Here is a 25,075-nt window from a genome sequence, read left to right on the forward strand (position 1 = left end):
GATTATATACCGTTTTTCACGGTTGAAATCCGGTGACAGTCCACGCTTGCTTATTGAATGTTTTTAAGTTCAAAGTGTCTAGCCAATGATTTTATAATAGTAGAACGTCGCATGTAATTCACCGTTAGCTGATATTGCATAGTTTGGTATACGTCCAGCTTGTATGTAGCCCATTGAAGTATAAAGGAGGTTGGAAGGGTCACCTTCTCTTGTATCAAGCACGATTAAAGACCTGTCTTCCTGCGTAGCTCTTTCCTCAGCTTTTTGCATTAGTGAACGAGCAATACCATTCCGGCGATATTTAGGGTGTGTCATCAGCTTTGCGATTTCGGCTCGATGTGTTCCGTTTGCTTTTGTACTTAAATGTAGTTGTACACTCCCCACGATAATCTCATTCATTGTTGCGACAAAAAGGATCACTTCGGGAGCCAAAACATTGTGCCAGTATAAGGCAGAGTCTGACGCATCTAAGGGTGGTAAAAATCCAATGGAGGCTCCATCCTCCACGACCTGTATAAGTAGCTCTGAAAGCTCATCTATAGATTCTTCAATCGAAAATAGTTGTTCAATGCTTACAATATTATTCATGTTTTTTCCTCCAGCACTTTTAAGTTTAAAAATATAGCGAAATCATAACTGAATACATATAATTTGTATAACGAATTTTATAGATCGTAATCATTAATATTTTGAATCATAGAGGGTGCAATCCATGGACTTATCTCAATTAGAAGCTTTTTTGGCGGTATGCAGAATCCGAAATTTCACCAAGGCCGCAGAACATCTACATATCTCCCAGTCAGCCGTTACCGCAAGAATAAAAGCATTAGAAAACGCCGTGGGCAAGGTGCTCCTTACACGTGATAATCGGAATGTTAGCTTAACGCAAGCAGGGATTTCCTTTGTTCCATATGCTGAGCGGATGCTTCGTTTGTTTGAAGAGAGCAAGGTGACTCTATCCGAAGAACTGGAGAACTATATCATTTTAAGTGGGCCTGGGTCCGTATGGCATTATTATTACCTGGAGCATATTCTTTCATTTAGACGTGATCATCCGAAGGTGGCTATCAAATTCCTAAGTTATATTGATTCCAGTTATATGATTCGTGATCTTTTGCTGGATGGAATTGTACAAATTGCGATTAAATATGACCCGCCGGAACACCCCAAGGTAACCAAACACTTCTTGTTTGACGATGAGATTGTTCTGGTTTCCACGCAATTAAGAGAGACATCTGTACGCAAGGAGGATTTTTTTCAGCGTGAGTATTGTCATTTAGAGTGGGGAGGCCCGTTTCCAGAATGGTTTTCCAGTATAGTTGGACCAGGCTATGTGCCTGCACTTCAGACTGATCACTCGATGATTATGCTGGACATGCTGCTACTAGGAGCAGGCTTTGGATTTCTACCCCGATCTATTGCACAACCGTATCTCGATCAACAGAGGCTATTCCAACTTCAATGTGAGTTAGACATGCCGATCACAAGGGCCTACGCGCTTTATTTAACAGAAAATACCGAAGATATTCGTGTATGGCTTGGGCTGGAGATGCTTGGGGTGGGAAGGTAAGAGAGGAGATAGACGCCTACCGAAGTGCCGATTATACTGAGTAACGTCAGCAAATTATTAGAGTGTCAGGAAGTTGCTTACAGGCGGTTTTTTGAGAGATTTTTGTGAGAGCAGCGGAGTAGAATGGTAGAATTACTCGCTGGTGAGAGGAGCCTGAAGCTTGAGGACGATGAAATATCGTGGAATAGTTGGGATGGGGTTGTTTTTTATGCTTGCCTTCTCCCTATTAGTAAGTATATATTCCCCCACGATTCAGGACCAAGATACCCCGGTTGCGAAGCAGGGCGTACTGGATTTGTCGAGATGGGATTTTGAGAAGCAGGGGATCGTTGATCTGGATGGTGAGTGGGAATTTTATGAAGATGAACTGCTCAGTCCCTCTGAGATTCAGCAACGAATAAATACGAAGGCTTCATATCTATCTGTCCCAGGGACATGGAAGGGTAAGGTCATAGAAGGTGGAATGGACCGTAAAGGGGCTGGCACCTATCGACTTAAGGTGTGGGTCAAAGATTCGGAAGAAATTCTTGGTTTGAAAATCAGGAGTATCCGCATGTCCCAAAAACTGTTTATTAATGGTAGACAAGAAGGGGAGGTCGGATTTCCTTCAACAGATAGTGAGTCATTTAAGCCAGGGAATACTCCATATACGGTATTTTTTCATTCTAATGCTAAAGAAATAGAAATTGTAATACAAGTATCTAACTACAATTTTGTTACGGGTGGGATCGTGAATTCAATCCCGTTGGGAGCACATGCGGATATTACCCAAATGAACAGTATTCAGATTGGCACAGATATTGGAATTATTTTGATACTGGGCATGTTTGGGGCATACCATCTCAGCTTCTATTTCGTAGGGCGTAGAGAAAAGGCCTATTTGCTGAGCGGTTTATATCTGCTTATACTCTCGTTGAACAATTCTCTCTATGGTGAGAAGCTGTTTCAGCAGTTGTTACCCAATTCCCCGTTTGAACAAACTTATAAGATGCTGGAAATAAGCCAGTTTATCGGCTCGATTATCATTATTATGTTTTACTGCTCGGTGGAATCTCGGTTGATGTCAAGGAAGAAGATGCGGATCGTATTGTCTCCATTTGTCCTTTACCTGATATCGGTTTTGGTGCTGCCATATGGTGTACATATTCGTGTGAAATATTTGTTTGTAACGTATCTTGGAATCGTTATGCTGACTATTATCGTCAGAATGATTTATCTATATGTTCGCAGCCAGAGCCAAACGACGGATCGAAAAGAACTGTTTTTGTTCATTGGCGGCGCGATTTCACTTCTGATTTTTTTCTTAGACGTAAGTCTTTATTCTGAAAATATGCTGCGGACCGATTTGGTTGGTAAATGCGGTGTGATTGGTTTTATTGTTTTCTTCAATATTATGTTAGCTGTGCGATTCTCAAACACTTATGACAAGACGGAAACGCTGTCCCGTCAGTTGCTAATCTCTAATCAGCTTAAAGATGAATTTCTAATGAACACTTCGCATGAGATCAAGACTCCGCTGCATGGGATAATGAATATGACATCCTTTTTACTAGAAGATGGTGAGGATAATCTGTATCCGATACAGAAGCAGAACCTTTGGCTAATTAAGGATACTTCTACGAAGTTGTCTATGCTTATTCAAGATTTGATAGATGTCAGCCTTTTGAAGCATGGAGAGTTAAGACTACAGCAGACCGTGGTTGATCTAAGGGTGGCTTCGCAAATTGTATTTGATGTATTGCAGTTTGAGCTTGCGGGGAAATCCGTACGATTAGATAATCAAGTGGATTCTGATGTTTGGGTGCTGGCCGATGATAGTCGGCTAAGACAGGTAATGTACAACCTAGTACACAATGCGATTAAACATACGAATAAAGGATTTATTAAGATAAAAGCATATGTGGAGGGAAATACAGTATCTGTTACCGTGGAGGATTCAGGAACGGGGATATCACCCGATATGCATACCGCCATCTTCGAATATTTTGAACAGGTTGATAAACCGCTTCCGCAAGATGGTTATACAGGAATGGGCGTTGGCCTGTACATTAGCAGGAAACTCATCGAACGGATGGGCGGTGAAATTCGGGTGGATTGGTCTGAGGTCGGCCAAGGCACTCGGATGATCTTCACCTTGCCGAAAATCGAGCGGATCCCAGGCTATCGTGAAGTAGCTGCTACGGGGGCGGGTCAGCACGCATTTTTTGAGCAGACCTCGCTGGATATAGTAGATCAGAGTGGATATACGATCCTAATTGTGGATGATGAAGCCTCTAACATTCACATTCTGCTAAATATTCTAAGACGGCATCATTACAATGTGATTACGGCGTTTTCGGCGACTGAAGCCATGGACAAAATGGAGCAATACCCCAATGTAGATCTAGTCATATTAGATGTCATGATGCCGGGTATTTCAGGGATTGAGCTGTGCCGAACCTTACGTGTGCGTTACTCTATTCTGGATTTACCTATTTTGTTTGCAACAGTAAAAGACGCAAGAGCGGATATTGCGCTTGGCTTCAGGGCTGGGGCGAATGATTATATAACCAAGCCATTTGATGGAGAAACGCTGATTGCGAGAATTCAAACGCTGATTGCAATGAAAACATCGATACAGGAAGCGATACGAAATGAGTATGCTTTTCATCAAGCGCAAATTAAGCCTCATTTTCTGTATAACGCGCTGAGCAGTGTGATCTCTTTCTGTTATACCGATGGAGAGAAAGCCGCCTATCTGTTATCTATGCTAAGTCAGTACATTCGATATATTCTCGATATGGACCGCTCCACTTTAGTTGTTCCTTTGCACCGTGAGTTAGAACTGATTCAAGCCTACGTCGAGATCGAAAAAGCTCGGTTTGGCGAGCGGTTTGATTTTATTTTTCATATGGATGAGGGTCTACGTTCGGTTGAGATCCCTTCCTTATGTATTCAGCCATTTGTTGAAAATGCGATCAGACATGGATTGTTTGAAAAAGAAGGTCAGGGCAAAGTGTCGCTTACGGTTCAAGCAGGTGGTACCTATATGAAAGTTATCATCGAAGATGATGGGGTGGGCATGCCAGATGACTTGTTATACCAATTAACCGGAGACGAGCAGCTGGATGGCAGTATTGGTATCCGTAACATAAGAAAGCGTCTGGGTGCGATACCCGGAGCTACCTTAACCATTCATTCCGAACTTGGGCTCGGGACCAAAGTAACGATGTATTTACCAGCAAGCCTTGGGGGCATGGAGGGAGAAACACGATGATTCGTGTAGTGATTGTTGAGGATGAGAAACCGATTTTGAATTTGATGAAGGTACTGATCGGTCGTAATTCAGATTATACCATTAGCGGGGCCTTTTCTAATCCATTGGAGGCACTGGAGTGTATACCTGATTTACAACCGGACGTTGTGTTTATAGATGTTGAAATGCCAAGGATGAACGGGATTGAGCTGGCAAGCAGAATTCATAAGCTGATGTATCAACCGGAAATTGTATTTACAACCGCCTACAAAAATTATGCACTGGAAGCGTTCGAGGTAAGTGCACTAGATTATATTCTTAAGCCGATCACACCCGAAGCAATCCATAGGGTCACTGAACGACTTGTTAAACGAATGAGACCGGCGGTGATACAAGGGCCTAAGAAAACGGAGCCGATGATCCGCTGTTTCGGTGGATTCGAAGTATGTGATTCAGAAGGGAAGCCTATTCATTTTCGAACACGTAGAGCAGAGGAATTATTCGCCTATTTCCTATGTAATGCAGGCCGTTATATCAGTAAGTGGAAGATAATGGATTTATTGTGGCCGGATATGCAGGATGAGAGAGGGGCATCCAATCTGTATAATACGATATACCTCTTGAAGAAAATGCTGAAGGAAAAGGACTTCGGCATGGAAATCCGCAAAATGAACGATGGTTATATGCTGGAGACCGGAAACGAAAGCTATGATGCGCTTGAGTATCAAAGATTTCATTTAGAAATAGTGGAGGGACAACAGAACACTACGCAAATGGAGCGGCTCAGTATCTTATATCAAGGGCCTCTGCTGGACGGAAAGCCTTATCTATGGAAGATATCGCTGGAGGAAGCGTATTGCAAGTTTTTCACAACATGCACTCGTTTGCTGGTTGACAATGATTGTGCTGCTCAGGACTGGCATAAAGCGGAGCAACGACTAGAAAAGTTCTTAAGCTTATATCCGCTGCATGAAGAAATGAACCAGCAAATGATTGATGTTTATGCCAAACTCGGAAATAAAGAAAAGATTGCACGACTTTATGAGAAATTCGAGGGGGCTTATCGTACTGAGCTGGGGCTGGTCCCTTCAGCAGAGTTTAAAGAGCGTGTAGCTGCATATCTAGACTGAAATATTAATAAAAAGAGAAAGCAGAGGGAAAAATCTCACTGCTTTTTTTGTGTTTTTCGGCATTACCCGACAATTTGTGAGATTTTGGTGAGTTAGGGTTGATATGATTTCCTAAACATGGGAGTAATAAAATACATAGGAAAGAAGTTGAGAATGTGCTTCGATTAGTCAGGTCCAAGAAAGCAATTAGCATTCTATTATTTGTATTACTGGTCAACATATGCTCGTCACTATTTATTAGAGGGGGGGAGTTGGCTTATGCAGGCACTGCTGATAAGGATACGACTTCGGTATTTCAAAAGGCGTATGTTACAAGTTTTTCGAGTGGTGTAGTGGATGTAGTAGATTTAACGAATTTAACGGTGGAAAAGGCGAAGATCAAAGTAGGAACAGAGCCTAACAGTGCCGCCATTAATCCGAATAAGACCCAGGTCTTCGTAACCAACAGAGCGGATGGGACTGTTTCTGTTATAGATCCATCCACTGACACTGTAATTTCAACCATTGCAGTGGGGTCGTTTCCTCATGGCGTTGCATTTAACTCAGACGGCAGTAAAGCTTATGTGGCTAATTACTCCAGTAACTCACTTTCGGTGATCGATACAGCTACTTTGAGCGTGATAAATTCGATATCTGTAAATTCTAACCCAGTCGCAATGGTCGTGATTGGAGAAAAGCTGTACTTATCCTACGATTCTGGCAATGAAGTTTCTTTAATTGATATTAATAGTGATACTGTGATTTCTGGAATTTCATTAGCAAGTTCATCCTATGGCCTGTCAGTAAATTCCGAGGGTTCAAAGATCTACGTAGCAGGTAAAGGGAACAATACCATGGTTGTGATCGATACAGTAACGAATAAAGTGGAGGCTACCATTCCTGTTGGTGTAGCTCCTCACGCAACAGAAGTCAGTCCGGATGGGAATAAGGTTTATGTAGCTAATGCTTTTAGTAATTCGGTTTCTGTTGTCAATGCAATAACGAATCAGGTGGAAGCTACAATTCCTGTTGGTTTTAATCCTTATGTAATTGGCCTTTCCCAAGATGGGAGTCAAGCATTTACGGTTAATTATGGTGCTTCAACTATGAGTGTAATAGACACAACAAAAAATACAGTAATACAAACTATAAATCTCAGCCCAGGACCTTTTATGGTAGGTACCTTCATGGTTCCTGTAGCTGTAGCTGTTAATACAGACCCCGGGAATAGTGGTGGTCCAGAGGATACGGAAGCGCCGATAGTATCCACATATTCTCCTGAAAAAAACGAGCAGAATGTAAAGGTCGACTCAGACCTTACGTTGACCTTTAATGAAGGTGTAAAGGCCGTTTCGGGTAAAAATATATCGATTTGGAAACCACAAGTTACTTCTAATGCCAGTGGTTCCGAATATCCGGAGGTGCTTGCAAACTCTACCAAAATAGAGACGATCGCCGCAGATGATACAAGTAAAGTGACGATTTCGAACAATATTGTAAAAATCAACCCAGCTGCTGACCTTGAATATAAAACGAATTATTTCGTAAAGGTCGACCCGGCTGCGTTTAAGGATTCAGCAGGTAATCTTTATGAGGGATTGAATGGAGAGATAGAGATTCTTGATGGCCAAGTCCATGTGCCGGATGGCTTCACGGCTGCTGAGGTATGGGATTTCAAAACAGGCGCCGGTAGTGATACCACTGCACCTATAGCAACAGAGTTCTCTCCTGCGAAGAAAGAATTGAATGTAGCAACAGATGCTAATTTGACTCTAACTTTCAGTGAAAATGTACATGCGGGTAGGGGGAGATTTATAAGGATTATGGTACCGGGAACAATGTTCTCGGATGGATCATCTAACAATTATACAGAGGCTGTCGAGTTCGAAAAGATTTCCACGAGTGATACTACAAAGGTGACGATTTCAGGCAATAAAGTTACGATCAATCCAGCAAAAAACATGGCAAACAATAAATATTATTATGTGACCATGGATAGTGGAGCTTTCCAAGATACCTTCAATAATGATTATGTTGGGATGGTCACTTCGGTACAGTATATTAATAATGTACTAATGGAGATTGGCACAGCTCCGTGGTATTTCAAAACCGGAGCTCCAGCGGATACACTCGCGCCAACGGCAGTGGGATTGACTCCTGCGAATGATGCCAAGGATGTTCCGGTGAATACCAACCTCGTATTGGCGTTCAGCGAAAATGTCAAGGTGACTGGTAAAACGATCAAGATTCTTAACAAGACAGACGACAGTGTTATAGAGACGATAACAGCAAGTGATCCTACGAAAGTTACGGTATCTGGAGACAAAATAACGATTAAGCCTGCTACAGATTTGGCGTATGGTACTGGGTACTACGTGCAGATTGAAGCTGGAGCCTTTCAAGATATCGCAGGTAATAGCTATGCGGGTATCACTGACAAGACGAAATGGAACTTCACAACAGTGGCGCCAGATGAAACTGCTCCAACAGTAACCGATCTGGCACCTGCTATTAATGCAACAAAAGTACCTCTGAACACGGAACTCACTGTCACATTCAGCGAGAAAGTCAAGGCAGTAGTGGGGGAAGATAAATATATTAGGATCATGTCACCGGGTAGCACTATCACTGCTGAGGATTATTATGATTCTGTTCCCCCCCAAGAGATAGAAGTGATTGGAATTGATGATCCTAATAAAGTAACAATCACAGGAAACGTCGTAAAGATTAAGCAAACCAAACTGAGTTATGGTCAAGAATACTATGTAACGATTGATCAGGGTGCTCTGGAAGACTTGGTAGGTAACCTCTATGAAGGTCTGAATGGTCATGTGCAATATGAGCAGTACGCAGGTCAATCTGGGATAATCAAGAATATAATGGAGAATACATGGATTTTTGAAATGGTATCTAGACCAGACACTACACCCCCAATAATAAAGACGTTTACGCCTGTCAATAACGCGTCAGAGGTTGCGGTCGATACGAACCTTGGGTTGACGTTTAGTGAGAAGGTAGTTCCAGTTGCAGGCAAAAACATCTCGATTCGGAAAACGTCCGATGATAGTGTGGTTGAAACTATCGCAGCTGACGATACGACTAAGATAACGTTATTGGATGGGAAAGCAACTTTTAAGTTGTCGTCCAGCCTGGCAGCCGGAACAGGTTATTACGTGCTGATCGAAGCGGGTGCTTTAAAAGATGAAGCTGGTAATTTGTTTACAGGCATTACTTCCAAAACAGGTTGGAGATTTACTACAGCTGCGGAAATTGCAAAAGGACCTACTGTAATATCGCTATCGCCTGCAGATGAGGCAACAAATGTTGGGGTGGACTCCAGTTTGAAGCTTACATTTAGTGAAGATGTACAAGGAGTAGCAGGCAAAAAGGTAGTACTCAAAAAAGAGCTAGATAATAGCGTGCTTTATACATTCGATATGGGCGATATAACTAGTGTTAGCATCTCAGGCAAAACAGTGACGATCAATCCTTATTTGATGCTGTCAGATCATGACGGAAAATATATGGACTACAATACGAAATATTATGTACAGGTTGATGCCGGAGCAATAAAGGATGCGGAAGGTAACGCTTTTGCAGGGATTTCGGATAAGACCACTTGGAACTTCACGACAGGATTAGCTCCAGAAAAGACAGATCTTACGGTTACAGCATATTTTCCGGTAAAAGGGGCTACGAATGTAGCAGCGGATACAAATTTGAAGCTGACATTCAGCTCAGCTATTCAAGATATGCGGGGTAAAAAAGTTGAAATTCGCAAGAAATCTGACGATAGTGTTGTCTACAAGTTCGAAACAGGTGCTATGGGCGTCAACTTATCGGGTAATAGCGTAACATTTACGCCTGAGGATATAATTCCTGTCAACGGTGTAAATGTAGGTTATTTACAACCAAGTACCCAGTATTATGTCCTTGTTCAGCCTGGTGCATTTAAGGATACAGCCGGCAACATGTATGCAGGGATTACGGATAAAACAACTTGGACGTTTACGTCTGAACCAGATACGGATGGAGATAAAATTCCGGACAGTCTAGATCCGTTCCCAACCGACCCGACAAAGCCGGGTAACGGAGGCGGCGGACTGGATACAGACGGAGATGGTATTCCAGATAGCCTAGATCCAGATGATGATAACGACGGTCTGACCGATGAGCAGGAAATCGTGCTCGGCACAGATCCGAAGAAGGCAGATACGGACGGAGACGGAATGAACGATAAGGATGATCCATTTCCAACAGATGCCGCGAAGCCAGGAACAGTAAATGGTGAGTTAGATACGGATGGAGATGGTATTCCAGATAGCCTAGATCCAGATGATGATAACGATGGTCTGACCGATGAAGAGGAAATCGTGCTTGGAACGAATCCGAAGCATCCTGATACAGATCACGATGGAATCAACGATAAAGACGATCCGTTCCCATTGGATGCGACAAAGCCGGGTAACGGAGGCGGCGAACTGGATACAGACGGAGATGGTATTCCAGACAGTCTAGATCCAGATGATGATAACGATGGTCTGACCGATGAAGAGGAAATCGTGCTTGGAACGAATCCGAAGCATCCCGATAGCGATCACGATGGAATTAACGATAAAGACGATCCGTTCCCATTGGATGCGACAAAGCCGGGTAACGGAGGCGGCGAACTGGATACAGACGGCGATGGTATTCCAGATAGTCTAGATCCAGATGATGATAACGATGGTCTGACCGATGAGCAGGAAATCGTGCTCGGCACAGATCCGAAGAAGGCAGATACGGACGGAGACGGAATGAACGATAAGGATGATCCATTTCCAACAGATGCCGCGAAGCCAGGAACAGTAAATGGTGAGTTAGATACGGATGGAGATGGTATTCCAGATAGCCTAGATCCAGATGATGATAACGATGGTCTGACCGATGAAGAGGAAATCGTGCTTGGAACGAATCCGAAGCATCCCGATAGCGATCACGATGGAATTAACGATAAAGACGATCCGTTCCCATTGGATGCGACAAAGCCGGGTAACGGAGGCGGCGAACTGGATACAGACGGCGATGGTATTCCAGATAGCCTAGATCCAGATGATGATAACGACGGTCTGACCGATGAGCAGGAAATCGTGCTCGGCACAGATCCGAAGAAGGCAGATACCGACGGAGACGGAATGAACGATAAGGATGATCCATTTCCAACAGATGCCGCGAAGCCAGGAGCAGTAAATGGTGAGTTAGATACGGATGGAGATGGTATTCCAGATAGCCTAGATCCAGATGATGATAACGATGGTCTGACGGATGAAGAGGAAATCGTGCTTGGAACGAATCCGAAGCATCCCGATAGCGATCACGATGGAATTAACGATAAAGACGATCCGTTCCCATTGGATGCGACAAAGCCATCCTTAAGTCATCTAATAAATGATTATAATAAGTTGGATATTATCTATGGTGCAGGGGATCATGCGAAGCATGTGACCAAAACGATATATTTGACTGAAAAAGGTACTTCCGGAAACACATCAATCACTTGGGCATCAAGTAAACCTGATGTCGTTAGTACAACGGGTAAGGTAGTTCAGCCTGGACCTGATGAGGGTGATATCGAAGTCACTTTAACCGCAACAATTCTCGACAAAGAGACTGGCGAGAAGCGTACTAAGGTATTTATTATGACTGTTATCAGAATGTCAGATGAAGATGCTGTTAGAGATGCTGCTAAAGAATTAGGGGTAGATAAGGCTTTTAAATTTTCGGATGGAGATACTTGGGAGTCTGTTACAAATGAATTCTTGTTGCTTGGTACAGGAAAACATGGAACGAAGATTACATGGACCTCGACCAATATCGATGTTCTTAAGCTATCCAGCAAAAATGGTGAGGAACAGGGTACCGTAAACAGACCTGAAGAGGGTGACAAGAATGTAATTGTTACCGCTACGATCTCTAAGGGTACCGCTAAAGCTACAAAAAGCTTCCTTCTGGTTGTAACAAACAAAAACATAGTGAAGGAAAAAGAAAATACACGCCAAGAGACCGGTAGAACGGCTGATGTAAAAGCCAACTCAAATGACACGATACACACGGAGAGTCTGAACATACTCAGAACAACGCTCAGCAATCAGATAAAGATTGATACTGTTATCGTTGATCCGTCAAAAGTAGAAAGTCTGACGAATTCTATCAATCCTCAGGATGGAAATATTAATAACCGTACGCTAACTGTTGAGATTAAGCAGCAAGCAGAGGATAAGGCAGATGAGATAGCCATTGAAATTCCTGCTGCAGCGGTTTCGGCACTGGCTGACAGAAATGCGGGTATGAATATCTTTACCGATGAAGGCTCAGTAAGGCTGAGTCAGGAAGCTTTAGAAGACGCAGCAGCTAAGGGTACAGATCTTTATTTCCGAATTGTACCGGTTAAGAACGCTCAAGAGGATCGTGAGGCTAAGAAAGCAGCGAATACTGACCCTAAGGTTACGTTAGCAGCTGCTGGGAATCAGATAAACTTACTGGGTCTGCCAAGAAAGATCGAAACTAACTTTGGCGGATTTAACACAAAGGTTGTTCTCCCATTAAGTGGAATTACGATTCCAACTGAGAATAGACAAGCTTTCCTAGACGCTTTGAAGGTGTTCATCGAACATACAGATGGCACGACAGAGCTGGTAGCAGGAACTATACAATATGAGAACGGTGTAGCAAAAGGGATCCAATTTGAGATTTCAAAGTTCAGTCGTTTTCAAATCGTGAGCTTCTCTGCTCAGTCGAATAATGACAATACGCCGGGAGGAACGAACACGCCTGGTGGCTCTACGATCACTAAGCCTACTAACAATAGTGGCACGGATAAGGAACAGCCTAACAATCCAAATGTAGTTCATGAATCACATAAAGGATATATTTTAGGCTATGCGGACGGCAGATTCAACCCGGAACGAATGATTACCCGTGCGGAAATGGCAACGATTTTGGCAAGGTTATGGGGTAAGAATGAAGCACAAGCTGCCTCAGATTATAAAGATGTGAATACAACTTATTGGGCTTTGCAGTCTATTAGTGTAGTTACAGTACAAGGGTTAATGAAGGGGTATGAAGATGGCAGCTTTAAGCCGAATCAGCTAATTACTCGTGCAGAAATGGCTATCATTGTAGAGCGCTTGCTGGATAAGGCTCAAAGTGGGACCAGCAGCTTTAAAGACATTAGTAGTGGCCATTGGGCAAAAAATGCGATTGATGCGGCCAAAGCAGCTGGGATCATTAACGGATATTTGGATGGAACATTCCGTCCGAATCAGACATTAACTCGTGCAGAAGCTGTTGTGATCATTAACAGACTTTTGGGCAGAGGCCCATTGCTTGGAGCACAGCAGAAGTGGAAAGACGTCAGTGATAAACACTGGGCGTACGGACACATTCAGGAAGCTAGTATGAATCATTCCTTTGAGAAACAGCAAATTGGTGGAGAGCAATACATTCCTGAGGTAAAATAAATGAATCTTTTATAAGTGAAGAAATATTTTTTACAAGAGAATCCCCTTACGCTATACGGTATCTATATACTGTTAGCGGTAAGGGGATTTTTTACGAAGCTTTTCTTTTATATGTTTTTTCTCCTACCAGCTAACTTTCCGAGAACTTCACCGTTATATATACGAAGGGAGGTGCAGGATGAAGCCCGGGCAGCTACATCAGATACTTCAACCCAAAATGCTAGAAATCCAAAAATACTTGATTCGTCTCGGGGCACCTGCAGCCGACGCGGAAGATATCGTACAGGATACGGTGTATAAGGCTCTTTTGTATATCGACTCTATTGATGAGAACAAATTCAGTGCATGGCTATATAAAGTAGCGATCAATCGCTACTATGATCTGTGCCGCCGTAGCAAACGTATAATCATTCCTATTGACTATGTCGATGTGCCGGATATGGAACTTCCGGAGGATCATTTGTTGCTAAAAGAAAAACGGGAAGACATTGACCGCGTGCTTGCAGAACTGCAACCGCTCCATAAACAACTCATTATTATGAAGTATGAACTGGAGTTGTCCTATCAGGAGATTGCAGAGCTCCTCGGAATCACGACAGATACAGTCAAATCGGCATTGTTTCGTGCCCGCAGGCAATTCCAAAAAAAGTACAGAGGTGAAGCGGAATGACAGCACCATGGGAACAAAAGGATGATCAAAACCTTTCAAAAATAATTAAGAAAGCAAAACGAAAAACATTGATTCGTAATATGATTATTTCGCTGATTGTGACTGTTATAGTATTACTCGGCGGCATGCTGGGTATCTCTCAACTGACTAGCTGGTTAGCGATGCGCGGGCTGGATGAGGAGAGGATCATGATGGAAATTAGTAGTCCTAATCTTCATGAGCTGAGAACTGAGCTGGATCTAGGATTTTTATCAGGAAAAGTTGAACTGAGTACTTACAAGGTTGTTGAGGGTGTACCTGTCGTATGGGATACTAAAAAGTTGGATTTTAGTATGAGCAGCCGTTTTTCTCTGCTTAGTAGAGGTTATTCTAGTATAAATGTTCCTGATCCAGTAATGACTAGCCAAAATTATGAATACTACCGCGGATATAACAGTCAAAATGGACAGCGGGAAATGATGTTTTATGTACCTGGAGTAAACTATAACGGAAAGGTGCTGAACGACCTGCCTGCACTCGAACAAATGGATCCCGGTAAGCTGGTAGAGATGGCAGTTTCATTTGATAAAAGCTATACGCAGGCTGAAGTTGAAAACATGCTGCCAACAGAACTGACGCAGACTTGGTATTGGGTAGATACGTATGACAATAAGAAGAAGCTTGAGTTTATTACGAATGACAGTAGCCCGGATAAGTATGCCTTACCGGAATCAGCGAGACAAATATACGGTTACGGTGTCAAATGGGAAGGGTTATTTAAACCAAAACCAGAGGATTTTTTACAATCACTAGCCTATGGGCTTCAGAAGGAGGGCAAGTATTACGGAGAATTCCAGCGAATCTCGAATTATTTGAAAAAGGATAAAGCGGCACCGGATGCCAGTGACGTGCAGCTACTGGGAGTTGTTGTTACTGGGACTGCAAAAGAGCTGCAAAGCCTTAAAGGAAAGCCCTATGTAAATACGGCAGTTCTCGGTGCAGTTGTAGATAAATATTGAATCTGAATAGTATAAATTCTGGGATTCCATAATAATCAGGGAATTCCTCCCTAATAATTCCGAGATATCTGGTCATCTAACTAATAATTAGGGAATTCCTCCCTAAAATTAAGCTGATTTGCTAGAAAACAAGAAATTATCTCGATTATTAGGGAGGAATTCCCTATTTTTGCTCATTTATTCCGAATATCGGCTATTTTCAGGGATTTTTTCCCAAATTACTCTCTAGCATACACCGGATACTATGCAGTTAGAGTATGAATCCGTTGTATGAACCTACGTCCATTTGGCTGACCACAGCTTCATTTCCTTCAAAATTTGATGTAAATCCTCACCTTTTGGAGTTAGAGAATATTCCACTGTTACCGGTACGGTAGGAAAAACATGGCGTTCTAGTACACCGTGTTCCTCTAAATGGCGAAGGGTACTAGTCAACGCACGAGGGCTGACATTAGTGATTTTTCGCTGTAGCGCTCCAAAGCGTTGGGTGCCGTCGAATAACTCTCTTAATACAAGAAAAGCCCATTTTCCGCCCAACACTTCAAGGGTTTTTTCTACATTACATTCAATAGTAAGTGGGGTTTTAGGGATATAATTATTGGTAGATTTAGCTGTTGTCAAGGAATCTCCTCCTGTTTGGGTGCCACTATACTCTTGTATAGTAACTACTCTAGGGATCATATAGTAAACTAAATTTCACTTCTTCCTATTATATACAAACTATTCTAGAATTAATATGTTCGTTAGGCAACCTGCCGAAATCATAACACGGAACTATGGAAAGGAGCAGTTATTATGAAATATCGTAGACTAGGTGGCACAGGCCTAAAAGTTAGCGAGATTAGTTTGGGAAGCTGGCTGACATATGGAGGATACGTAGAAAGAGATAATGCTGTCAAAGCCATTGAAACCGCTTACGACCTAGGCGTGAATTTTTTTGATACGGCTAATGTTTACGAAAAGGGTGCTGCTGAGAAAGTGCTAGGCGAGACCTTGCGGAACTATCCGAGAGAATCCTATGTACTCGCAACTAAAGTATTTGGCGAAATGGGGACGGGGCCAAATGATCGTGGTTTATCCCGTAAACATATTACTGAGCAGTGTCACGCAAGTTTAAAACGTCTCGGCGTAGAATACGTGGATATTATGTATTGCCACCGGTTTGATACGGAAACTCCAATTGAAGAGACCTTACGTGCGCTGGATGATCTGGTTCGTCAAGGCAAGGTATATTATGTCGGTGTAAGTGAGTGGACAGCGGCGCAAATGACGGATGCATTAGCTGTAGCAGACCGCTATTTGCTGGATCATATCGTGGTTAACCAACCGATTTATAATATGTTCGAACGTTATATTGAAAAAGAAATCATTCCCCTCGGCGAGCGCCGCGGCATTGGACAGGTCGTATTTTCTCCATTAGCTCAAGGGCTGCTAACAGGAAAGTATAACGCGGATATCCCTGAAGATAGCCGTGCGGCTAAGCTGGATCGGTTGAAGAAGGCGATTACGGAAGAGAAGATTGAAAAGGTTCGCCAACTAAGCGGGGTAGCTGCGGAGCTGAATATTTCTGTGGGAAATCTGGCTTTGGCTTGGATTTTGCGTCAGCCTAATGTAGCAAGTGCGCTAGTGGGTGCCAGTCGTCCGGAGCAGGTTGAAGAGAATGTTAAGGCTTCGGGAATAGAGCTTTCTGAAGATATTCTGAAGAAAATTGAAGAGATTCTTAACTAGAGATAGATTCATAAAAAAGGAGATATGATCATGGCGAAAGTAGTTGTTACTGGCGGAAGCGGAATGCTTGGTAAATGGGTCGTCCGGCATTTTGTAGAACAAGGGTATGAGGTTGTGAATGTGGATACGCAAAAATCTGCAGATTCCTTGTGCCAAACGATCATTGCTGATTTGAATAACTTAGGTGAAGTGTATGGCGTACTTGCAGGCGCTGATGCAGTTGTACATCTGGCTGCAATCCCAGCCGCAAATATAAAGACGAGTGAAGTCACCTTTCAAAATAATGTAGTATCCACCTATAACATTCTGGAGGCTGCTGCTGGACTGGGCATTCGCAAAGCTGTTATTGCTTCCAGTGAATCCTCATATGGCATCTGTTTTGCGGTTAACCCATTGGGTCCGCAGTATGTGCCTATGGATGAGGAACATCCACAATTACCTGAGGATAGTTACGGTCTATCTAAAGTTGTGAATGAACAGACAGCAGAGATGTTCCAGCGCAGAACGGGTATACAAGTCGTTTCCCTAAGAATCGGAAATGTCTTTGACCCATCGACGTATGAACGTTTCCCTTCCTTCATTCATGATCCCGCGCAGCGCGATCGGATTCTGTGGAGTTATATTGATACACGGGATGTAGCGACAGCTTGCCAATTGGCGATTGAAACGGACGGATTGGGCGCAGTTGCTCTTAATATATGCGCAGATGAGACCAGTATGGCTGTTCCTAGCAGAGAGTTAATGGCCGCACGTTATCCTGAGGTGACGGATTTCCGCCAGCCGCTGGAAGGCCATGAGTCGTTACTCAGCAATGCGAAGGCAAAGAAGCTGTTGAATTGGCAGCCAAAGCACTTATGGCGTGATTACGTTAACGAATAAATAACGATTTCGCCTGAATTCAATCTTCGATGTCGAGTACGCTTCTTGTGATCCTTTGTGATCAAAAGCGGACTTTTTGAACATCCTCTATAAGGAGTGTGTGAAATGAAGGTGTTATTTATCGGTGGTACGGGACTGATTAGCCAGGCTGTATCCCCGCTCGCCGTAGAACAAGGAATAGAGCTGTATTTGTTCAACAGAGGACAAAGAGCCGAATTCGTTCCGGACGGGGCAAAGGTGATTCAAGGTGACATTCGTAATCCGGCGGAGGCTGCCGAAGTATTGCGAGATTACGAATTCGACGTAGTGGTAGACTGGATTGCTTTTACACCGGAACATGTGCAGACAGATATTGACCTGTTTACAGGTAAAACGAAGCAGTACATTTTTATCAGCTCGGCCTCGGCTTATCAGAAGCCACAGCGTAATTATATAATCACAGAAGAGACACCCTTGGAGAATCCTTATTGGGAATACTCGAGAAATAAAATTGCCTGTGAGCAATTATTGATGGAGGCACACAAGAGCAGCGGATTCCCGGTTACAATTGTTCGTCCTTCCCATACTTACGGAAATACAGCCATCCCTGCGGCACTCACGAGTGGTCAGCATCCTTGGTCCTTGATTGATCGTATCCGTCGTGGCTTGCCTTTAGTCATCCATGGAGATGGAACATCTTTGTGGACACTGACGCATAACTCAGATTTTGCCAAAGGGTTCGTTGGATTGCTTGGGCATCCGGAAGCGATTGGGGAGGCCATTCATATTACATCTGACGAGGTATTGAACTGGAATCAGATCTATGCGGCCATTGGGCAAGCGGCAGGTGTGGAGCCGAAAGTGGTTCATATCTCTACAGACTTTATCACAGCCTTCTCTCCTCCGGGGGCGGCGGATGGCTTGATCGGTGATCAAGCGGTAAGCAGTGTTTTTGACAATAGTAAAATCAAACGTCTCGTGCCTGATTTCCAGGCAACAGTTCCTTTCTCTGAAGGGATAAAGCAGTCGGTTACTTGGTTCGAGGCTCATCCTGATCATTGCACGGTTGATGCGGAATGGTCTAAGTTACTGGATTCGTTGATTGAGAAACATGGAGTGGAAGCGAAGCCGCTTTCTTACTTCTCATAAGTGTAGGTCTTTAAAAAGGCGGTCTGTTTCCTTCGGGAGCAGCCGTCTTTTTCTGTAAATAGAAGAGCTTATATGCTGCACAAACATACTATCAATATAGTTCTAGCTTAATAGGCTTACCGTCCTGGTAAGGACTCCGAGGGCGTTTATGTCTTTTATTTTTTCGAGAAACATTCATCGTCTTTAATGGTCGACAACATCGTTTCTTCTTGACTATGTAAGGTTATGGCATGAATCAGCAAATCATGAATATACTCTCACTACCTAAAATTCCGTTAAAAAGGAGTCCTGGCCATGCCAACACATCCCTTTGTCTCGCGTTTTTTTGTAAACTCCGATGCCAGTCGTGAGAAGTTAATTTATGATTTGCCAGAATCCTGGTGGAGCCGTCCCTTTGAATATGAGTGGTGTATTAACTTCATTTCTCCTCATGGGGTTGTGCTGGATGCAGCCTGCGGAATTCCTCATCCCTTGAAATTTTATTTAGCCGGGGTTTGTGCAGAAGTCTATGCTTGCGATATGGACAGCAGGGTGATTTACCGGGAGGACATCTTAGATACGATTACAAATGAGATCGGGGAAAAAGCGGCGAAGCAGGTAATAGCGAGAAGAACAAACAACTTGCATCTTGCTCAGGCCAATCTTGCAGATTTGCCTTATGAGGATGAGAGCTTTGATACTATTTTTTGTATCTCGGTCCTGGAGCATTTGACCTTAGAGGATACGGTGGGTACTTTACGGGAGTTTCACCGAACGTTGAACGAAGAAGGGCTATTGGTATTAACGTTTGATTACCCAACGGTAAACTTAAATCTAATGAATGATCTGCTGCTGCAAGCTGGATTTCAGTATTGGGGGGAGACCGACTTTGAGTTGCCTGCGGATGCTGTATATACAGATTTGTGGGGTGGGTTAAATTGCTTCCGAGCTGTTTTGAAAAAAACAAAGGGATAACAGGTCTTCTTACCCTTAAATTAGTAATCTATTTCCAGTATGCTAGATTAATAGCGAATTTAAATAACATGCTGAGGATAGGAGGCTGTATTTTTGAGATTAGGGTCGAATGTATTGCGCAGAATACTACTCACTACACTTTTGTTATCACTGATCCTCCCTTCGACAATTGCAGCTAGTGCAGCTTCGCCATCGTCAGAACCTATCAAGCTTGCTTTTGCTGGTGATATACTCTTGGACGGTTTTGTAGGCGATCAGATCGCTAAATACGGAGTGAACTTTCCGTTTGCGAAAGTTGCACCTACCTTACAAAAGGCTGATATTGCCTTCGCGAATCTGGAAACGCCAGTGTCTATTCGAGGAAAGGCAGCAGAGAAGACCTTTGCCTTTAGATCCAAACCGGCAGTGCTTGGCGGCTTATCCTATGCTGGGATTGATGGCGTATCTTTGGCTAATAATCATATTCTAGATTTCGGAAAAGACGCCATGCTCGACACGCTGGTGCATCTGGATCGAAACAAGATCGGCCATACAGGAGCAGGCAAAGATGTGGACGAAGCGTTCAAACCGTATACAAAGACGGTAAAGGGGAAGAAGATCGCTATTTTAGGTGTAAGCCGAGTGCTTTCAGGTCCTTCTTGGTATGCCGGTGACAATAAGCCTGGAGCAGCCTCAGCGTACACCTCGCAGCCTATGCTTACGGCTATTCAGAAGATGTCTAAGGAGAATGATTACACGATTGTGTATATTCACTGGAATGAAGAGTTTAAGGATTACCCTGAAAAGTATGCCCGAACGCTAGCCAAACAGATGATTGATAGCGGTGCGGATATCATACTCGGCGCACACAGCCATTGCTTGATGGGTATCGAATACTATAAAAACAAACCCATTTATTATTCACTTGGGAATTTTGTATTTAATCGCTCTACACGTGGTGGAGAGAAGACACTTCACTCGATGCTGGTAAACTTTGAGATTAATGAGGGTAAGGTCACAAGTAAGATTACCCCAGTCAAAATTATTGGTGGACAGCCTAACTTTATGGACGATTCTTACAATAGGAAGACGATTAAATTAATGAATAACCTCTCTTATAATGCAGTGATCGATGCGAATGGTAGGGTTACGGAGAAGTAATTATAATGTTATAGCAGATCGACCAGAGAATACTGGTCGGTTTTTTTATAATTAAATTCAATTAATTCTGTTAAATTTATCCAATATTTGATCTTTCTATTAATTATATGTCATACTTATATTAAATCTGAACGCAGTTGTGTATTAGATTGTCGAAAAAAGTAGATGCATAAAGCATAAATAGTCTGTATTAACTCTACTAGATGTATTATCGCACTAATATACGCCGGAGTGTTTCCGGACTTGATGTATGGGGTAAATGAGGATATCAATAGGGTTACTTCGCAAGCTGATTTGTAATCGCAATGTTGGATATTTATTAATTTCAAGCCTAATAAATTGGATCACCTTACAGCATTTTGTCGAAAGCGTACATATTTTTGTCGAATAATTGTCGATAAATATCATATTTTGTAGAAATAAAATTGACAGGGAAAGAATAGCACTTTAATATTAGAGTATAGCGTAATCATTACTATCACATAGAAGCCTACATAAGCTTTTAGCAAAAATGATTATTAATGTAATTTCAAGGGAGGATGTACGATGATGAAAGCAACAGGCATAGTAAGAAAAGTAGATGAATTGGGACGTATCGTAATTCCTATTGAACTACGTAGAACGATGGGAATTGACATAAAAGACCCGCTCGAGATTTTTGTAGATGGAGAAAAGATTATTCTTAGAAAATACGAACCTACTTGTATCTTCTCCGGAAGCGCAGAGAACCTCATCAATTTCAAAGGTAAAATGGTAAGCAAAGATGTTCTCGATGAGCTGATTTCCAGCTTTGACAGAGTATAATCGATAGATTATACATTTTTGCTAAAAAAGAACCGGTACAGCAAGCACTTTTTGTGCATGCTGCCGGTTCTTTTTTATGATAGCACAACAAAAAAACAGCAAATCCCCTAGAATAATAGGAAACTTACTGCCCACACGATCCTTATTCAGACTCCAGCACACTTTGAATTTTTTGGATAAAGGCTTCATATTGCACAAGGCCCAATTCCATACACAGCTTTTGGTAGGGGGACAATTTGCAATCTAGTTGCTTTAATTTCTGATCAAGATCATCGTACATTGCCTGCTTTTCTATCAATGCTTGCCGAAGTAGATTATCTATGTTCTCTTTATCGGTCTTATCTCCGAAATACAGATGCATAAAAAAGTCTGAACGCAGAACTTCCTTTTCAGCCGGTGTTTGCAAGTAAGCATGGAACTGATCCAAGCCGGCACGGGTAATGGTAAATACATTTTTGTCAGGTTTGCCTTCCTGTCGTATGGATTCTTTGGTGATTAGGTCCAGCTTCTCCATCTTGCTCAGGGTTGGGTAGATGGTGCCGTAGCTGGCATCAAAGAAAAAAGAAAAGTATTCCTCGAAATGCCGTTTTATCTCATAACCCGAATGAGGTTTTTCACTTAATATCCCTAGAATGACATCTTGTATATTCATGAATCGTTGTCTCTCCTTTCTTTCACCTCCTACCATATCACAACTGCATTTCGCTCTCAATTTGAAAAGGCATAACCAAGGAGGCTAACTAAATAATTACGCATTTGCTGGTACGGGCTCTTGTTCTTGCGATAACTGAGTTTCCTTGTGAATGAAGGTTAGGATAATACTTAATCCAGTTATTGCTGCACCAATGCAGAGAAGGTGGAACATATCTTTCCATACACCATCACCTCCGATAACCAGGTCGAGCATGCCATTCACCGCGTAGTAAGCAGGTGAAAAGGGAGCGATCCAGCTATAAAAAGGTGAAAGTACATCACGTGGAATCGTTGCTCCAGAAGCTAACATTTGTATGGAAAGAAGCGCGATATTTAGCCAGGCGCCAGCGTCGCCGAGTAACAGCAGACTGAACTGTGCAAGAATCATGCAGGAGAGAATCACAGTGAATTCGAACAGCCACATGAGCAGAAAGCCATGGTTGGAGTGGATCCCGAGTGAGTTAACCATGATAGTCCCCACTAGAGATGTTAGTACAGCCGTTGCACCCATAATGACAAACCGGGCTGCAAAGCGATTCCATTTACCAAATGGACCCGATAAGTTGGAAGCAGCTTTTTGGAGATTCATGGCGAGTAGCATAGCTCCGGTAAAGGAGGCAGTAACAATCATTAACGGAACCATAGTTTGTGCGAAATTAGTTGTGGGGTTGATGAGTTCAACGTTTGCGGAGATTCGGCTGCTTGCCGCACTTTTGATGATCTCTGCTTGTGTTTGCGGCAGCTTCATAGCTTCGAGGGTTTGGCTTAGTGCTGTATCACTGCTTTGAGTGTTCATGGCAGCCGTGACTTTAAGTGCTACAGTCTGCATAACGTTGGTAACCATTTGCGGATTAGATTCATTTATGAGGTAACGAAGTTCAGTCTTTCCGGATGGATTACTAATCGCTCCGGTGAACCCTTGTGGAATATTGATAATCATGCGGATTTCTCTATGCTCAAGGGCTTCCTTGGCAGCTTTTAGTGGAAGATCCTGTCTGGTTACGAACTGAAGGGACTGGGTAATGCCATCGACTACGGGCTGAGCATTCGCACCATCCTCATTCACAATAGCAATGGGCAACCGATCTACCCGATCAGTTACATGGTCATACCCCGTAATCCAGATTAAGCTGAAAAAAACTTGGAACAACAGAGCGGTTATAATCCCGATGATGGTAGCAGGCTGCTTGAGCAAGCGCATGATTAATGACCGTGACATAGTTATCTCTCCTTTATATTTCAATATGTTATATTACAGATTGAAATATAACATATTGAAATATAAACTACAACAAGAAAAGTGGAGAGCATGGACATTCCGAAGTGGTTTCATATATCATAGGGCTTGTACTGGAAATTTCGTGCAGATGAATGTGCTTACCTGAAGCAAAAGAGAATGGGGAGGAACAACAGATGAGTAATGAGGCACAAGGAACAGAACTGAACGCGGTACACTCGAAGTTGAACAAGCCGGAAGCGATTGTTTTTGATATGGATGGAACACTGTTCCAGACTGAAAGTCTTTTATTACCTGCATATCATAAGATGTTCGATATTTTGCGGGAAGAGGGACTATATGTAGGACCAACGCCACCGGAAGAGCGTATTCTAAGCAGTTTAGGGATGCTGCTGGCAGACATTTGGAAGAAGGTTATGCCTGAAGCAGATGAGGCAGTGCACCGCCGTGCAGATGAGCTGCTATTGCAGCTAGAGATCGAAGGACTTGAAGCAGGAGGGACATTACTGTATCCACAGGTGGTCGAAACACTGACTGCGCTAAAAGAGCGTGGAGTTCGGTTGTTTGTGGCTAGTAATGGGCTGGAGGAGTACATTCACAGTATAGTTGTGGTGCATGAGCTTAAAGAGCTATTCGAAGGATTGTATAGTGCAGGGGGTCAAGGCACTGCGACGAAGACTGAATTGCTACGCATTTTGCTGGACAATCATGGAATTAACAGTGCCTGGATGGTGGGCGATCGCTCGTCCGACGTGGAGGCAGGCAAGGGTAATGGCCAAACCGTCATCGGCTGTGCATATGCAGGCTTTGGGCGTCAGGATGAACTGAAGGGCTCTGATGTAATTATTACCTCCTTCGATGAGTTGATTGAGTTGTACGACAACGCATCGGTTAACGAATAGGAATATCGCGATTTATATTTGGAAAACGAAAAAAGGTAACCCTTAACTAAGCTGAGGGTTGCCTTTATTAATGTTAAGGTTCTAAATGCAGATGCAGGAATAGCTCAAAGCTAAAAAGATATACATAAACAAAGGGGATGTTCCGATAGATCATGGAAAGGGGTTATTCCTATGTGATGATAAGGAATCGAGAAGCATGTTAAAGGAGTATAAAAAATGATAATGAGTTTCCTTTTTATTGCTTTAAGCGCTGCACTTGGAGTAGGCATGTGGTTTTTAGTAATAGGTATAGTCTTTTCTATTGTTGGCGGAGACTTATTTATAGCTACTCATTATGATTCCTTATTTTTTTATATTGCTGTTTTTTTGTTGTGTATCGTGAGCTATCTTTTGTTTATAAAACATCTATTAGAGAAGGACTTACAGCTCTTACTCCATATTTGTGTGGGTACCACTATACTCTTCTTTTTTCTAACGCCTTGGCTCAGCTAATCAAAATCTTCAATATAACGAGTTTTTCTAATATAAT

The 25,075-nt window shown here is 42.8% G+C and carries 17 protein-coding genes; 13 read left to right on the forward strand and 4 right to left on the reverse strand.

The window, feature by feature from the left end:
- Window positions 1-78: 78 nt before the first annotated feature.
- Window positions 79-588, reverse strand: coding sequence for a GNAT family N-acetyltransferase (locus tag NST74_RS09215; RefSeq protein ID WP_341111641.1), 510 nt, complete (start codon window positions 586-588; stop codon window positions 79-81).
- Between the two features lie 124 nt (window positions 589-712).
- Here NST74_RS09215 and NST74_RS09220 point away from each other — a divergent pair, with 124 nt between their 5' ends.
- The 6 genes from NST74_RS09220 to NST74_RS09245 all read left to right on the forward strand — a co-directional run bounded on the left by NST74_RS09220 (window position 713) and on the right by NST74_RS09245 (window position 15,081).
- On the forward strand, window positions 713-1,570 hold the full coding sequence (locus NST74_RS09220; protein WP_341111644.1) for a LysR family transcriptional regulator: 858 nt from the start codon (window positions 713-715) through the stop codon (window positions 1,568-1,570).
- 169 nt (window positions 1,571-1,739) lie between these two features.
- Window positions 1,740-4,826 carry a sensor histidine kinase gene (locus tag NST74_RS09225; protein ID WP_341115859.1) on the forward strand — a complete coding sequence of 1,029 codons (3,087 nt, stop codon included), beginning with the start codon at window positions 1,740-1,742 and terminating at the stop codon, window positions 4,824-4,826.
- Window positions 4,823-5,935 carry a response regulator gene (locus NST74_RS09230; protein ID WP_341111646.1) on the forward strand — a complete coding sequence of 371 codons (1,113 nt, stop codon included), beginning with the start codon at window positions 4,823-4,825 and terminating at the stop codon, window positions 5,933-5,935. The genes NST74_RS09225 and NST74_RS09230 overlap by 4 nt, the downstream gene beginning before the upstream one ends.
- A 251-nt stretch (window positions 5,936-6,186) precedes the next feature.
- Entirely contained in the window at window positions 6,187-13,413 is a 7,227-nt protein-coding gene (locus NST74_RS09235; protein WP_341111647.1) for an Ig-like domain-containing protein, read from the forward strand.
- A gap of 178 nt (window positions 13,414-13,591) precedes the next feature.
- Window positions 13,592-14,083, forward strand: a complete 492-nt coding sequence (locus tag NST74_RS09240; RefSeq protein ID WP_076121092.1) for an RNA polymerase sigma factor — start codon at window positions 13,592-13,594, stop codon at window positions 14,081-14,083.
- Window positions 14,080-15,081 (forward strand): anti-sigma factor, encoded by a 1,002-nt coding sequence (locus NST74_RS09245; RefSeq protein ID WP_341111648.1) that lies wholly within the window; start codon window positions 14,080-14,082, stop codon window positions 15,079-15,081. Before NST74_RS09240 ends, NST74_RS09245 begins: the two co-directional genes overlap by 4 nt.
- Window positions 15,082-15,357: 276 nt before the next feature.
- Here the strand turns inward: NST74_RS09245 and NST74_RS09250 are convergent, their stop codons facing one another.
- Window positions 15,358-15,702 (reverse strand): winged helix-turn-helix transcriptional regulator, encoded by a 345-nt coding sequence (locus tag NST74_RS09250; protein ID WP_042125921.1) that lies wholly within the window; start codon window positions 15,700-15,702, stop codon window positions 15,358-15,360.
- A gap of 174 nt (window positions 15,703-15,876) precedes the next feature.
- Between NST74_RS09250 and NST74_RS09255 the strand changes: the two genes are divergently transcribed.
- The 6 genes from NST74_RS09255 to NST74_RS09280 all read left to right on the forward strand — a co-directional run bounded on the left by NST74_RS09255 (window position 15,877) and on the right by NST74_RS09280 (window position 21,714).
- Entirely contained in the window at window positions 15,877-16,809 is a 933-nt protein-coding gene (locus NST74_RS09255; protein ID WP_341111649.1) for an aldo/keto reductase family protein, read from the forward strand.
- A 30-nt stretch (window positions 16,810-16,839) separates the two neighbouring features.
- Window positions 16,840-17,688, forward strand: a complete 849-nt coding sequence (locus NST74_RS09260; protein ID WP_341111650.1) for an NAD-dependent epimerase/dehydratase family protein — start codon at window positions 16,840-16,842, stop codon at window positions 17,686-17,688.
- Window positions 17,689-17,793: 105 nt separating this feature from the next.
- On the forward strand, window positions 17,794-18,816 hold the full coding sequence (locus NST74_RS09265) for an SDR family oxidoreductase (RefSeq protein ID WP_341111651.1): 1,023 nt from the start codon (window positions 17,794-17,796) through the stop codon (window positions 18,814-18,816).
- A gap of 294 nt (window positions 18,817-19,110) precedes the next feature.
- Window positions 19,111-19,770 carry a class I SAM-dependent methyltransferase gene (locus NST74_RS09270; RefSeq protein WP_042125929.1) on the forward strand — a complete coding sequence of 220 codons (660 nt, stop codon included), beginning with the start codon at window positions 19,111-19,113 and terminating at the stop codon, window positions 19,768-19,770.
- 141 nt (window positions 19,771-19,911) lie between these two features.
- A complete protein-coding gene (locus NST74_RS09275; RefSeq protein WP_445668183.1) occupies window positions 19,912-20,910 on the forward strand; it encodes a CapA family protein in 999 nt (332 codons plus the stop codon).
- 546 nt (window positions 20,911-21,456) lie between these two features.
- The gene (locus NST74_RS09280; protein ID WP_042125931.1) at window positions 21,457-21,714 is read left to right on the forward strand and encodes an AbrB/MazE/SpoVT family DNA-binding domain-containing protein; all 258 of its coding nucleotides are present in this window, start codon (window positions 21,457-21,459) and stop codon (window positions 21,712-21,714) included.
- Between the two features lie 142 nt (window positions 21,715-21,856).
- Here the strand turns inward: NST74_RS09280 and NST74_RS09285 are convergent, their stop codons facing one another.
- Window positions 21,857-22,366 carry a PadR family transcriptional regulator gene (locus NST74_RS09285; protein ID WP_341111654.1) on the reverse strand — a complete coding sequence of 170 codons (510 nt, stop codon included), beginning with the start codon at window positions 22,364-22,366 and terminating at the stop codon, window positions 21,857-21,859.
- A 96-nt stretch (window positions 22,367-22,462) separates the two neighbouring features.
- Window positions 22,463-23,626, reverse strand: a complete 1,164-nt coding sequence (locus NST74_RS09290; protein WP_341111655.1) for a YhgE/Pip domain-containing protein — start codon at window positions 23,624-23,626, stop codon at window positions 22,463-22,465.
- Between the two features lie 194 nt (window positions 23,627-23,820).
- On the opposite strand from NST74_RS09290, the gene NST74_RS09295 reads away from it, so the two are divergent.
- Complete coding sequence (locus NST74_RS09295; RefSeq protein ID WP_341111656.1) at window positions 23,821-24,546, forward strand: HAD family hydrolase; 726 nt, start codon at window positions 23,821-23,823, stop codon at window positions 24,544-24,546.
- The last annotated feature ends 529 nt before the right edge of the window (window positions 24,547-25,075 follow it).

Source organism: Paenibacillus sp. FSL F4-0125 (genome assembly GCF_038008565.1).
GTDB lineage: Bacteria > Bacillota > Bacilli > Paenibacillales > Paenibacillaceae > Paenibacillus_AQ.